The sequence below is a fragment of the Nocardioides aestuarii genome (assembly GCF_039527245.1).
GTDB classification, from domain to species: domain Bacteria; phylum Actinomycetota; class Actinomycetes; order Propionibacteriales; family Nocardioidaceae; genus Nocardioides; species Nocardioides aestuarii.
Genome location: NZ_BAAAJT010000003.1, coordinates 150,737 through 163,706, shown reverse-complemented (window position 1 = coordinate 163,706; position 12,970 = coordinate 150,737). Strand labels below are relative to the sequence as shown.

Below are 12,970 nucleotides of genomic sequence, written 5' to 3'. Positions count from 1 at the left end.
CTGCCCCGGTGACGACTTACCAGCTGCGAGCCGCCAACCCTGCGAAGACCCGAGCCGACGCCGTCGTGGTGGGGGTGGTGCAGCAGCGCAAGGGATCGTCCGGCGACAAGCCCGAGGCGCAGGTCGCGGCCGGCGGCGAGGACGTCGCGAAGGCCTATGGCCGCAAGTTCCGGCCGCTCCTCGCCAGCCTCGGCGTGACCGGCAAGGCCGGCGAGGTCCACCGCATCCCGACGGGCGGGACGCTGTCCTCCCCGGTGCTCGTGCTGGTCGGCCTCGGCCCGGTGGGGTCGGGCAAGGACGCCGGTCCCGACCAGGTCGCCGTACGCCGCGCGGCCGGTGCGGCCGCCCGCGCCGTGACCAACGCGGCGTCCGTCGCGCTCGCCCTCCCTGCGGACACGCCCGAGGAGGTCCGGGCCGTCACGGAGGGCTGGGCGCTCGGTGGCTACACCTTCACCAGCTACAAGAAGCCCAGCGACACCTCGGCGCCCGGCACCGTCACCGTGCTGTCGCCGTCGGCCCGCAAGTCCGCCGTGGCCGACGCGTTCGAGACCGCGCAGGTGCTCGCCGCCGCCGTCGCCACGACCCGCGACTGGGTCAACACCCCCCCGGCCGACCTCCGGCCGCCGTCCTTCGCCGACGCCGTCGTCGAGGCCGCCGGGGCGACCGCCAAGGGTCGCGGCAGGACCAGGGTGAAGGCCGTCGTCCACGACGAGAAGAGCCTGGCCGAGCTCGGCTGCGGCGGCATCCTGGGCGTCGGTGCGGGTTCCGACGCCCCGCCGCGCCTGGTCGAGCTGACCTATGCGCCGAAGGGTGCGACGACCCACCTCGCGCTGGTCGGCAAGGGCATCACCTTCGACTCCGGCGGCCTCTCCATCAAGCCGTCGCAGAACATGCACGAGATGAAGTCCGACATGGCCGGTGCCGCCGCGGTGGTGCAGGCGACGCTCGCGATCGCCGAGCTCGGGCTGCCGATCCGGGTCACGACCTTCGTGCCGATGGCCGAGAACATGGTGTCGGGCTCCGCGACGCGCCCCGGTGACGTGCTGAAGATCTACGGCGGCACCACCGTCGAGGTCCTCAACACCGACGCCGAGGGCCGGTTGGTCCTGGCCGACGGCATCGTGCGCGCCACCGAGCTGGAGCCCGACGTGATCGTCGACGTCGCCACCCTCACCGGACACATGGTGCTCGCGCTCGGCGACCGGGTCGGCGGCGTCATGGGCACCGAGTCGGTCGTCGACGACGTCCTCGCCGCGGGCGAGACCGCGGGCGAGACCCACTGGCCGATGCCGCTGCCCGAGGAGATGGGCGAGCGTGTCAAGGGCAGCAAGATCGCCGACGTCCTCCAGCACGACTGGAACCGGATGGGCGGCGGCCTCTACGCCGGCGCGTTCCTCCGTGAGTTCACCGCCGACGTCCCGTGGGCCCACCTCGACATCGCCGGCCCGTCCTACCGCTCCGGCGGCGCCTACGGCCACGTCACGACCGGTGGCACCGGCTTCGCCGTCACCACCCTCGTCGAGTACGCCCGGTCGCTGTCGGCCGGGAAGAAGAAGTAGCGACCGCCTCGACTAGAGCTCGCCGGACTTCCTGCGCCGGTTGTAGTCGCGCATCCGCTGCGGGATGCCGACCACGGCCGCGTCGTAGGAGGGCACCTGGTGCTTGTTGCAGAACTGGTGGGCCCACTGGACCGACGGCACACGGCGTCGGGTCCACTCGCCGTCGTGGGCGACGAGGAGCAGGGTGACGTCGCTGACGGCCGTGCGGGGCTCGACGAAGCCCTCCACCCCGCGACGTTCTGACACCCACGTCGTGAGGTGCTGCTCGTCGGCACGGTCGGAGGCACGCACGGTGGTCGAGCCGGTGCGGGCGGCGTCGCGCGAGGGACGTCGCATCTTCTGGCGCGATCCGCGGCCACTGCGGAAGCGGTCGAACAACCCCATGGGGTCCAGTGTGCCGGGTCGTGCCCCACCGTGCGGGCGACACGTTGCGAGCCGCTGTGCAAAGAGTGCAAAGATGGGGCGGCGCGAGCCGAGGGAGCTCGCGCCTGGAGGGAGCAGCGTGTCCGACGCAGAAGGTGCCGTGTCCGACGAGTTCGACGTACTGATCCTCGGGGCCGGTTCGGGCGGCTACGCCTGCGCCCTGCGGGCAGCGCAGCTCGGGCTGTCGGTCGGACTGGTCGAGAAGGGCAACCTCGGCGGCACCTGCCTCCACGTCGGCTGCATCCCCACCAAGGCCCTTCTCCACGCGGCCGAGGTCGCCGACTCTGCGCGGGAGTCCTCCGCCTTCGGCGTGCAGGCCACGCTCGACGGCATCGACATGGCCGGCGTCAACGACTACAAGGACAAGGTCGTCGGCCGCCTGTTCAAGGGGCTCACCGGACTGATCAAGTCCCGCGGCATCACCGTGATCGAGGGCGACGGCCGGCTCACCGGTTCGCGCGAGGTCACCGTCGGCGGGACGGCCTACACGGGCAAGCACGTCGTGCTCGCCTCCGGCTCCTACAGCCGCTCGCTCCCCGGCCTCGACGTCGACGGCGAGCGCGTCATCACCAGCGAGCACGCGCTCCGCCTCGAGAAGGTCCCGTCCTCCGTGGTCGTCCTCGGCGGCGGCGTGATCGGGTGCGAGTTCGCGAGCGTCTGGCGCAGCTTCGGCGCCGAGGTGACCATCGTCGAGGCGCTGCCCCGGCTGGTGGCGGCCGAGGACGAGGCGTCGTCGAAGGCGCTCGAACGCGCGTTCCGCAAGCGCGGCATCGCCTTCCGGACCGGCACGCCCTTCCAGAGCGTCAAGACCACCGACGACGGCGTCGCCGTCACGGTCGAGGGTGGTGACGTCATCGAGGCCGAGCTGCTGCTCGTCGCTGTCGGCCGCGGACCCGTGACCAACGGCCTCGGCTACGACGAGCAGGGTGTCGCCATGGACCGCGGGTTCGTCCTCGCCGACGAGATGTGCCGGACCAACGTCGAGGGTGTCTACGCCGTCGGCGACATTGTCCCCGGGCTCCAGCTGGCCCACCGCGGCTTCCAGCAGGGCATCCTCGTCGCCGAGCACATCGCCGGCCTCGAGCCGGCCCCGATCGACCCCGCCGGCATCCCGCGGGTCACCTACTCCCACCCCGAGGTCGCCTCGGTCGGGCTCACCGAGGCCCAGGCGGTCGAGGCGCACGGCGCCGACCAGATCGAGAGCCTCACCTACGACCTCGGCGGCAACGGCAAGAGCCAGATCCTCCAGACCCAGGGCTTCGTCAAGCTCGTACGCCGCACCGACGGGCCGGTCCTCGGCGTCCACCTCGTCGGCGACCGGGTCGGCGAGCTCATCGGCGAGGCCCAGCTGATCTACGGCTGGGAGGCCCACGCCGACGACGTCGCGCCCCTGGTCCACGCCCACCCCACCCAGAACGAGGCGCTCGGCGAGGCCCACCTGGCCCTGGCCGGCAAGCCGCTGCACGCCCACTCCTGACCACGACAACTCCACCCGGTTCTCCAACAGAAGGAAGAGCATTGGCCACCGAAGTCACCCTCCCCGCGCTCGGCGAGTCCGTCACCGAAGGCACCGTCACCCGCTGGCTGAAGCAGGTCGGCGACCAGGTGGCGGTCGACGAGCCGCTGCTGGAGGTCTCCACCGACAAGGTCGACACCGAGATCCCCTCCCCCGTGGCCGGCACGCTGGTCGAGATCAAGGTCAACGAGGACGACACCGTCGAGGTCGGCGCCGTGCTGGCGATGGTCGGTGACGAGTCCGAGGCCGGCGGCGACTCCGGCGGGTCCGACGATTCGGGTTCCGAGGAGTCCGAGGAGTCCGACGACTCCGCGGAGTCCGACGACTCCGCGGGTGGCGGCGAGGACGTCGAGCAGGAGCGGGCCGAGCAGCAGGCCGAGGAGGTCGAGCAGGAGGAGTCGACCCCGTCCGAGCAGCCCGCCGAGGAGCCGGCCGCGGAGGAGAAGTCCTCCGGCGGCGGCGGGGGCGGCGGTACGTCGGTGACCCTGCCCGCGCTGGGCGAGTCGGTCACCGAGGGCACCGTCACCCGCTGGCTGAAGCAGGTCGGCGACGAGGTCGCGGTCGACGAGCCGCTGCTCGAGGTCTCCACCGACAAGGTCGACACCGAGATCCCCTCGCCGGTCGCCGGCACGCTCCAGGAGATCAAGGTCAGCGAGGACGAGACCGTCGAGGTCGGCGCCGAGCTGGCCGTCATCGGCGACGGCTCGGCAGCCCCTGCCGAGGAGAAGGCCGAGCCCGAGGCCCAGCCGAAGGACGAGGAGCAGGCCGAGAAGAAGGCCGAGCAGGAGGAGCAGGTCGAGGAGGAGAAGGGCGACCTCCCGCCGGGTGACGAGACCCCGGAGCGGGAGAAGGAGCAGCCCGCGGCCCAGGAGGCCCCGAAGCAGGAGGCCCCGAAGCAGGAGACCCCGAAGCAGGAGGCCCCGAAGCAGGAGAAGGACCGCGACGAGCCGGCCTCCTACGTCACCCCGCTGGTGCGCAAGATGGCCGCCCAGCACGACGTCGACCTCTCGACGGTGACGGGCACCGGCGTCGGTGGCCGGATCCGCAAGCAGGACGTGCTCGAGGCCGCCGCCAGCGCGGCCAAGGCCGCTCCCGCCGCCGAGGCACCGGCGGCGTCCGCCGGTGCCAGCCAGGCGCCGGCTGCCCAGGCCCCCAGCAGCGACCCGTCGCCGCTGCGCGGCAAGACCGAGTCGCTGTCGCGGCTGCGCAAGATCATCGCCTCGCGCATGGTCGAGTCGCTCCACGGCTCGGCCCAGCTGACGCAGGTGATGGAGGTCGACGTCACCCGCATCGCGCGGATGCGCGAGGAGGTGAAGGCCGACTTCCTGGCCCGTGAGGGCGTGAAGCTGTCCTACCTGCCGTTCTTCGCCAAGGCCGCGATCGACGCGCTCAAGCAGCACCCGGCCCTCAACGCCACGATCGACACCGAGGCGGGCGAGGTCACCTACTTCGACCGCGAGCACGTCGCCTTCGCCGTGGACACGGAGAAGGGCCTGCTCACGCCGGTGGTCAAGGACGCCGGCGACCTCTCGATCGCCGGTCTGGCCAAGAAGATCGCCGACGTCGCCGAGCGCACCCGCACCAACAAGATCGGCCCCGACGAGCTGTCGGGCGGCACCTTCACCATCACCAACCTCGGCAGCTTCGGGGCGCTCTTCGACACCCCGATCATCAACAAGCCGCAGGTCGCGATCCTCGGCCCCGGTGCCGTGGTGAAGCGCCCGGTCGTGATCGACGACCCCAACCTGGGCGAGACGATCGCGGTGCGCCACATGGTCTACCTGTCGTTGACCTACGACCACCAGCTGGTCGACGGCGCCGACGCGGGCCGGTTCCTGCGTGAGGTCAAGCAGCGCCTCGAGGCCGGTCAGTTCGAGGTCTGACCCCCGCCGCACCCGGTCGCTGACGCCGGGTCGCCACGGACGCCGTGGCGACCCGGCGTCGCCGCGCACGGGACAGAAAACAGGAGGCACCGTGTCGGTGCCTCGCCTTAGCGTGGAGGCATCATGACGACGCCGCTGGCCACCCTCACCGACGCCGTCGACACCACCGCTCACCACCCCGAGCGGGTCCCGGTCGACTGGCGTCGGCTGCGCCGACCCGCCACCTACGCCGCGCTCGGGCTCTCGTTCGCCGGCGCCATCGGCACCTCGCTCGGCTCCGTGGTCACCGGCCGCCTCGCCGACGACCCGACCCGGCTGCTGCTGCTCGCGCTCGCGGCCTGCGTCGTCGGTGGCGCCGTGGTCGATGCCGTCGCGAAGACGATCTGGTCCGTCGTGGTCGACCGGGCGGAGGGCGTGCTGCGCGCCGACCTGCTCGACGCCGCCCTCGCCCAGCCCCTCCACGACCTCTCCGAGCAGGCCGTCGGCGAGATCCTCGACCGGATCGACGACGACACGTGGGAGGTCGGCCAGCTGCTGCGCTGGGGGGTGTGGATGGCGCTGCGCACCCTCATGGCGTCGGGGCCGCTCTGGATCGTCGCCTCCCTCGCCTGGTGGCCGGCGGCCTTCCTGTTCCCGGTCTCCGCGGTCGCGGTCTTCGCGCTCGTCCGACGCCTGCTGCCGCAGGTCGCCGAGCGCAAGGTCCTCGAGGAGATGGCGTGGACCGACCACGCGGCGTCGACCGAGGAGGGCATCGCCGCACGCGACGACCTGCGCACGAGCCTGGGCCAGGCCCATGTCCTGCGCCGCAACGCCGGCTACGCCGCCGTCGTCCACCAGCGGTTCCGCCGGGTGCTCGCGGTCGAGAGCCAGGTCGCCCGCCGCAGCGGCACGATGCTCCACGGCCTGCTGGCCGGCATCGGCGTCGTCGGGGTCGCCCTGGCCGCCCACGGCGACCTGTCGACCGCCGCCCTGGTGACGCTGTTCCTGGCCGCCACGATGTTCGTCGGCCAGGTCAACATGCTGGCGATGCACCTGCCCGACCTCCAGGAGGGGCTCGGCGCGGTCATCCGGCTGCGCCAGATGCTCGCCTCCCCGGCCGAGCCGACGGGCGGGCGCCCGTTGCCGGACGGTCCGCTCGACGTGGTCTTCGACGACCTCCACTTCACCTACGGCACCGGCTCGTTCGCGCTGCGCGGCGTCGACCTGGTCATCCCCGCCGGCCACACCTGCGCCTTCGTCGGCCGCACCGGGTCGGGCAAGTCGACCCTCGCCTCGCTGCTGTCCCGGGCGGTCGAGCCGCCGTCGGGCAGCGTCCGGCTGGGTGGCGTCGACGTGACCACGCTCGACCTCCAGCAGCTGCGGCGTGCGGTCGGGGTGGTGACGCAGCGCACCGAGATCCTTGCCGGCACCCTTGCGGAGAACATCGCGCTCTTCAGCGACGTGCCCCGGGTCGCCGTCGAGGCTGCGGTGACCGAGCTCGGGCTGACCGACTGGGTCGCCGGCCTGCCCGCCGGCCTCGACACGCTGCTCGGCCCCGACGGCAGCAGCCTCTCGGCGGGCGAGGAGCAGCTGGTGGCCTTCGCGCGGCTGCTCGTCCGGGACGTCCGGGTCGTCGTGCTCGACGAGGCCACGGCGCGCATGGACGCGCTCACCGAGGCCCGCGTCGTCCGGGCCGCCGCCCGGCTGCTCGAGGGTCGCACCGGCATCCTCGTCGCCCACCGGCTGTCCACCACCGAGCGTGCCGAGCAGGTGGCCGTGCTCGAGGCGGGCCGGGTCGTCCAGCACGGGCCACGGCAGCGGCTGGTCGACCGGGACGGCCCCTTCCGCGACCTGCTGGAGGCCGCCGCCCACGAGGTCGTCGTCGACCACGACGAGGTCCGGGCCGCCGCGATCGGCTCGGTGCGGCGTACGACCACACCACCGGCACCGGCCGAGCTGCGTCCGACGCCGAGCCTGGCGAGGGCGGTGTGGAGCGCCATCACCATCGAGCCCCAGTGGGGCCTGCTCGGGGTCGTGCTGTTCCTCGTGGCGTCGCTGACCGGTGCCTTCGGTGCGTTGACCGGGTGGATCTGGGGCCACGTGGTGACGGCGCTCCAGCGCGGCGACGACCCCCTGTGGTTGCTCTCCGTGCTCGTGGTCTCGTTGCTCGCGAGCCCGCTGGTCCTCGCCCAGGCCTTCCGGCTCTACCCGCGCTGGTGGATCTCGGTGCGGCTGCGCGTGCGCGCCACCGTCCTCGCGGGCCAGACCGAGCAGCGCCGGCTCGCCCGCACCCCTCCCGGCGAGGTCGTGGCGCGGGCCATGGACGCCGACCGGCTCGCCCGCTACACCGACCGCTGGGTCGACTTCGTCAACGGCCTCGTCGTGGCCGGGGTCACCGCGCTCGTCGCCGGCACATGGCTCGCCGGGTTCGTGCTGCTCGCCGTCATGGTGTCCGCCGCGCTGGCGTCGTCGCTCGGGCGGCGCGTCGCGGGCCGCTCGGCCGCCGCGTCGTCGGCCGCCCGCGCCGGCTTCGGGCAGGCGCTGGTCTCGGCCCTGGAGTCGGTCCGCACGGTCAAGCTCGCCGCGGCGACCCCCGAGATCCACGCCCACCTGCGACAGGTCGACAGCGGGCGGGTCGACGCCGCGGTCCGTGAGCACCGGGTCCAGACCCTGCTCGACGGGGTGCCGATGGTGATGGTGCAGTGCGGCGTCGTCGCGGCCTGGGCCGGCCTGCTGACGGGCCGGTGGGGTCTGGCCACGGCGCTGCTCGTCGCCAACGCCGTGAGCGGCTTCGACTGGTTCGGGCGGGTCGCGGGCTCCGTCGTCACCGAGGCGCCCGGCACCCGCGCGTGGATGGACGCGACGAGCCGGCTGGCCGGTGGTGGCGACCTGATGCGAGTCCCGACCGGCATGGATCTCGTCGCGGGTGACGCGGCCCCGCCGGCCCACGGCCACGACGAGCCGCTCCACACGCTCTCGCTGCGCGACGTCTCCGCCGTCCACGACGACGGCACGCTCGGGGTCAGCGGCGTCGACCTCGAGCTCCGACGCGGCGAGCTGGTGCTGCTGCTGGGCCAGATCGGCTCCGGCAAGTCGAGCCTGCTGGCGGCGCTCGTCGGGCTCGTGCACAGCACCGGCGACATCGCATGGAACGGTCGCGCGGTCGGCGACCCGCAGGGGGAGCTGCGACCGGGACGGGTCGCCTACGTCGCCCAGGTCCCCCGCGTGCTGTCGGGCACCTTCGCCGGCAACATCCACCTCGACCACCCCGACCGTGCGCTCGACGCCCCCGTCGCCGGCGCGCGTCTCGAGCGTGACGTCGCCGAGGCCGGCGGCATCGACTCGCTGGTCGGCCATCGCGGCGTACGCCTCTCCGGCGGACAGGTCCAGCGGCTGGCCCTCGCGCGGGCACTCGCCTGCGACAGCGAGCTCCTCGTCGCCGACGACGTCTCCTCGGCCCTCGATGCCGCCACCGAGGTCGAGCTCTGGCGCGCACTCCGCGAGACCGGGGCGACCGTGGTCGGCGCGACGAGCAAGACCGCAGCACTCGCCCAGGCCGACCGGGTCGTGGTCCTCCACGACGGCACGGTCGCCGACGTGGGTCCGTGGGCCGAGCTCTCCCCGCGCTGGCGGCACCTCGCCGGCTGACAGGAGGGCTGACGCGTTTCGGCGCGTCTGGAAGGCTGGCCGCATGCGCGTCCTCCTCGCCGGCGGCTCCGGATTTCTCGGCTCCCACCTCACCGCCCACCTCCGCACCAGGGGCCACGACGTGACCCGGTTCGTACGCCGCACGCCCACCGGCTCCGACGAGGTCGAGTGGCAGCCCGCCGACGGCGTCGTCCCCCGCGAGGCGGTCGCCGCGGCCGACGTCGTGGTCAACCTCGCCGGCTCCCCCACCGCCGGCAACCCGCATTCCTCGCGCTGGGCCCGCGAGCTGCGGGACAGCCGGGTGACGACGACCCAGCTGCTCGCCGAGGAGATCGCCGCCACCGGAGGCCGGGCCGCGCTCGTCGCCGGCAACGGCATCTCCTTCTACGGCGACCACGGGGACACCCTGGTCACGGAGGACTCCGAGAGCCGCGGGGACGCCCTGCTCACCCGCGTGACGCGCGAGTGGCAGGCCGTGACGTCGTCCGCCGAGAGCGCGGGCGCCCGGGTGTGCGTGCTCCGCACCGCGCCGGTGATGGACCGGCGCAGCATGCCGTTGAAGGCGCTGGCGCCGCTCTTCTCCCTCGGTCTCGGCGGCCGGCTCGGCAGCGGGCGCCAGCACATGCCGCAGATCAGCCTGCGCGACTGGGTCGGTGCCACGACCCACCTGGTGGAGCACGAGACCGCGTCGGGTCCGTTCAACCTCTGCTGCGAGCAGACGCCGACCAACGCCGAGTTCACGCAGGCGCTGGCCTCGGCCCTCCACCGGCCCGCCTTCCTCCCCGCGCCCGCGCCGGTCCTCCGGCTGGCCGCGGGCGAGCTGGCTCCCGAGCTGCTCGGGTCGGTCAACGCCCGGCCCGCCGCCCTGCTGGCCAGCGGCTACGAGTTCCGCGACCCCGACGTCACCGAGGTGGTCGCCTCAGGTCTGGCCCGCCGCGATCCCTGACCTCGACGACACGCCATTCCCCGCCCCGCTCGGCGAGCACGACCCGGCGCGTCGACCAGCGGTCGCGAGGCAGGTCGACCCGCTCCCCCGACGCCGTGCTCACCCAGCCGCCGGTCAGCCGGTCGGTCACGAGCAGGACGAGCCGGTCGCCGGCCCGTCGCACCACCTCCACGCTCGCCCGCTGCACGCCCAGCCCGTGCACCCGCAGCCCCCGGGCGTCGTACGCCGCCAGCAGGCGACGGTCCGCCCGCCCCGACCGCGAGCCGCGGGCGTAGAGCCCGGCCAGGGACTCCACGTCGCCGGCGACCCACGCCTCGGACCGCGCAGCGTCCCAGGCCCGCAGCACCGCGAGCGGTGCGGTCCGGTCCGGCGCGGCAGCCGCGGCGACCGGCCCGGCCGACGCCGCGGGCCGCGACGCCGGCACGGCCAGCGGCACCGCAGCGACGAGGGCGCACCCGGCCGCACTGACCAGGAGCGCGACCACCACCCACGTCCTCGGCATGCGTCCCAACCTAGGTGCCCGCGCGCGGTCGCGCCGGGGCTCCTCCACAGGCTCCGGCGTAGGCTGGCGGGGTGCTGAAGGAGACCCCTGACCACCGCATCGCCGGGCTCGGTGACGACGCCGTCGACTACCTCGCCGCGTGGGACCTCCAGCGCGAAGTGCACGAGGCGGTGGTCGAGGGCCGCCAGCGCGACACGGTGCTGCTGCTCGAGCACCCCCCGGTGTTCACCTGCGGCAAGCGCACCGACGACCACGAGAAGCCGCTCGACCCCGGCGGGGCGCCGGTCATCGACGTCGACCGCGGCGGCAAGATCACCTTCCACGGCCCCGGCCAGCTCGTCGGCTACCCGATCGTCACGCTGCCCGACCACGTGAAGGTGGTCGACTACGTCCGTCGCGTCGAGGAGGCCCTCATCGCGACGTGTGCCGAGCTCGGCGTCGTGACCGCCCGCGTGCCCGGTCGCAGTGGCGTGTGGTTGCAGGCCGACGGACGCGGTCCCGAGCGGAAGGTCGCCGCCATCGGGATCCGGGTCAGCCGCGGCGTCACGATGCACGGCTTCTCGCTCAACTGCGACGTCGACATGGCGTGGTACGACCGGTTCGTCCCGTGCGGGATCGCCGACGCCGGCGTGACGTCCCTGAGCCGCGAGCTCGGGCGCGACGTGACCGTCACCGAGGTGATCCCGGTGGTGCAGCGACACCTCGACGACTACCTCACCTGGGACGACTACACCCCCACCCCCGACTACGAGCCGCGGCCCGAACCCGGGCGGGTCCGCCCGATCCAGCTCGTCACCCCCTGACGCGTAGGATCGGGTGACGTGACACAAGCTCCCGCTCCCGAAGGCCGCAAGCTCCTCCGACTCGAGGTCCGCAACGCCGAGACCCCCATCGAGCGCAAGCCGGAGTGGATCAAGACCCGCGCGAAGATGGGTCCGCAGTACACCGAGCTGCAGAACCTGGTGAAGGGCGAAGGACTCCACACCGTCTGCCAGGAGGCGGGCTGCCCCAACATCTTCGAGTGCTGGGAGGACCGCGAGGCGACGTTCCTCATCGGTGGCGACCAGTGCACCCGCCGCTGCGACTTCTGCCAGATCGACACCGGCAAGCCGCAGCCGCTCGACCGCGACGAGCCGCGCCGGGTGGCCGAGTCGGTCCAGAAGATGCAGCTGCGCTACGCGACGATCACCGGCGTCGCCCGCGACGACCTCGAGGACGGCGGCGCCTGGCTCTACGCCGAGACCGTGCGCGCGATCCACGAGCTCAACCCCGAGACCGGCGTCGAGAACCTGATCCCCGACTTCAACGGCAAGCCCGACCTGCTGCGCGAGGTGTTCGAGTCGCGGCCGGAGGTGCTGGCACACAACGTCGAGACGGTGCCGCGGATCTTCAAGCGGATCCGGCCGGCCTTCCGCTACGAGCGCTCGCTCGACGTCATCACCCAGGCCCGCGACTTCGGCCTGGTGACCAAGTCCAACCTGATCCTCGGCATGGGCGAGACCCGCGAGGAGGTCAGCCAGGCGCTGCGCGACCTCCACGACGCGGGCTGCGAGCTGATCACGATCACCCAGTACCTCCGCCCCTCGGTGCGCCACCACCCGGTCGAGCGCTGGGTCAAGCCCGAGGAGTTCGTCGAGCTCAAGGACGAGGCCGACGAGATCGGCTTCTCCGGCGTCATGTCGGGACCGCTGGTCCGTTCGTCCTACCGGGCCAGTCGGTTGTACCGTCAGGCCATGGACGCCCGCGCGTCCGTCTGACCGACAGCCCCGCCGTACCCGCACGCAGGAAGCGCAGGATCCCCACGCATGAGCAACGTCGACCCGTCCGAGATGAGCCGCCGGCAGCAGATGGTGGCCACCTACCGGATGGCCAAGCAGGTCTACCCGCGCACCGGTCTGCTGCTGCTGGCGACGTTCCTGGTCGGGGCTGGTCTCGGCTTCCTGCTCTTCTTCTTCGTGCTCCCGGGCGACGGCACGCTGGCGCTGGTCTTCTCGATCATCGGCTCGGTCATGGTCGGCCTGCTGGCGCTCGTGATCGTCTTCGGACGACGTGCCCAGTCGGCTGCCTACAAGCAGATGGAGGGGACTCCCGGCGCCGGCGCCCGCGCGCTGATGACGCTGCGGCGTGGCTGGAAGACCGACCAGGTCATCGCCTTCAACAAGCAGCAGGACCTCGTCCACCGCGTCGTGGGCCCTCCGGGCATCGTGCTGGTCGGCGAGGGCAACCCCAACCGGCTCAAGCAGCTGCTCGCCAACGAGGAGCGGCGCCACGCCCGGGTCGCCTCCGAGGTGCCGATCCACACCGTCATCGTGGGCGACGGCGAGGGCCAGGTCCCGCTCCCCCGGCTCGTCAAGCACGTCACCAAGCTCGGCCGCAGCCTCCGGGGCGCCGAGCTGACCGACGTCCTCGGCCGGCTGCGCGCGATTGACGCCAGCCGCCCCAACATCCCGATCCCCAAGGGCCCCGTGCCGACCAGCATGAAGGGCATGCGCGGTCAGATGCGCGGCCGCTGAG

10 protein-coding genes are annotated in these 12,970 nt (G+C 73.1%); 8 read left to right on the top strand and 2 right to left on the bottom strand.

The window, feature by feature from the left end:
• Positions 1-8: 8 nt before the first annotated feature.
• On the top strand, positions 9-1,559 hold the full coding sequence (locus tag ABD091_RS18305) for a leucyl aminopeptidase (RefSeq protein WP_343921304.1): 1,551 nt from the start codon (positions 9-11) through the stop codon (positions 1,557-1,559).
• A 12-nt stretch (positions 1,560-1,571) separates the two neighbouring features.
• Here the strand turns inward: ABD091_RS18305 and ABD091_RS18300 are convergent, their stop codons facing one another.
• The gene (locus ABD091_RS18300; RefSeq protein ID WP_343921302.1) at positions 1,572-1,943 is read right to left on the bottom strand and encodes a hypothetical protein; all 372 of its coding nucleotides are present in this window, start codon (positions 1,941-1,943) and stop codon (positions 1,572-1,574) included.
• A 139-nt stretch (positions 1,944-2,082) separates the two neighbouring features.
• Here ABD091_RS18300 and lpdA point away from each other — a divergent pair, with 139 nt between their 5' ends.
• The 4 genes from lpdA (at position 2,083) to ABD091_RS18280 (ending at position 9,954) form a co-directional block, all read left to right on the top strand.
• The gene (gene lpdA, locus ABD091_RS18295; RefSeq protein WP_343921300.1) at positions 2,083-3,459 is read left to right on the top strand and encodes a dihydrolipoyl dehydrogenase; all 1,377 of its coding nucleotides are present in this window, start codon (positions 2,083-2,085) and stop codon (positions 3,457-3,459) included.
• Positions 3,460-3,500: 41 nt separating this feature from the next.
• Entirely contained in the window at positions 3,501-5,381 is a 1,881-nt protein-coding gene (gene sucB / locus ABD091_RS18290; protein ID WP_343921298.1) for a 2-oxoglutarate dehydrogenase, E2 component, dihydrolipoamide succinyltransferase, read from the top strand.
• A gap of 123 nt (positions 5,382-5,504) precedes the next feature.
• Positions 5,505-9,008, top strand: a complete 3,504-nt coding sequence (locus ABD091_RS18285; protein WP_343921296.1) for an ATP-binding cassette domain-containing protein — start codon at positions 5,505-5,507, stop codon at positions 9,006-9,008.
• 43 nt (positions 9,009-9,051) lie between these two features.
• Positions 9,052-9,954 carry a TIGR01777 family oxidoreductase gene (locus tag ABD091_RS18280; protein ID WP_343921294.1) on the top strand — a complete coding sequence of 301 codons (903 nt, stop codon included), beginning with the start codon at positions 9,052-9,054 and terminating at the stop codon, positions 9,952-9,954.
• Here ABD091_RS18280 and ABD091_RS18275 read toward each other — a convergent pair.
• A complete protein-coding gene (locus ABD091_RS18275; RefSeq protein ID WP_343921292.1) occupies positions 9,911-10,456 on the bottom strand; it encodes a hypothetical protein in 546 nt (181 codons plus the stop codon). The genes ABD091_RS18280 and ABD091_RS18275 overlap by 44 nt on opposite strands.
• A 71-nt stretch (positions 10,457-10,527) precedes the next feature.
• On the opposite strand from ABD091_RS18275, the gene lipB reads away from it, so the two are divergent.
• From lipB to ABD091_RS18260, 3 genes are read left to right on the top strand one after another with little or no spacing between them, the layout of a single operon-like run.
• Positions 10,528-11,259 carry a lipoyl(octanoyl) transferase LipB gene (lipB, locus tag ABD091_RS18270; RefSeq protein ID WP_343921290.1) on the top strand — a complete coding sequence of 244 codons (732 nt, stop codon included), beginning with the start codon at positions 10,528-10,530 and terminating at the stop codon, positions 11,257-11,259.
• An 18-nt stretch (positions 11,260-11,277) separates the two neighbouring features.
• Complete coding sequence (lipA, locus tag ABD091_RS18265) at positions 11,278-12,213, top strand: lipoyl synthase (protein ID WP_343921288.1); 936 nt, start codon at positions 11,278-11,280, stop codon at positions 12,211-12,213.
• Between the two features lie 48 nt (positions 12,214-12,261).
• Positions 12,262-12,969: a DUF4191 domain-containing protein gene (locus ABD091_RS18260; protein ID WP_343921286.1), complete on the top strand. Its 708-nt coding sequence runs from the start codon at positions 12,262-12,264 to the stop codon at positions 12,967-12,969.
• The last annotated feature ends 1 nt before the right edge of the window (position 12,970 follow it).

Excerpts from the sequence above, each read along its gene's own strand:
- ABD091_RS18260 (WP_343921286.1), top strand. The coding sequence starts at position 12,262 with ATGAGCAACGTCGACCCGTCCGAGATGAGCCGCCGGCAGCAGATGGTG.
- ABD091_RS18280 (WP_343921294.1), top strand. The coding sequence starts at position 9,052 with ATGCGCGTCCTCCTCGCCGGCGGCTCCGGATTTCTCGGCTCCCACCTC.
- ABD091_RS18275 (WP_343921292.1), bottom strand. The coding sequence starts at position 10,456 with ATGCCGAGGACGTGGGTGGTGGTCGCGCTCCTGGTCAGTGCGGCCGGG.
- ABD091_RS18285 (WP_343921296.1), top strand. The coding sequence starts at position 5,505 with ATGACGACGCCGCTGGCCACCCTCACCGACGCCGTCGACACCACCGCT.
- ABD091_RS18300 (WP_343921302.1), bottom strand. The coding sequence starts at position 1,943 with ATGGGGTTGTTCGACCGCTTCCGCAGTGGCCGCGGATCGCGCCAGAAG.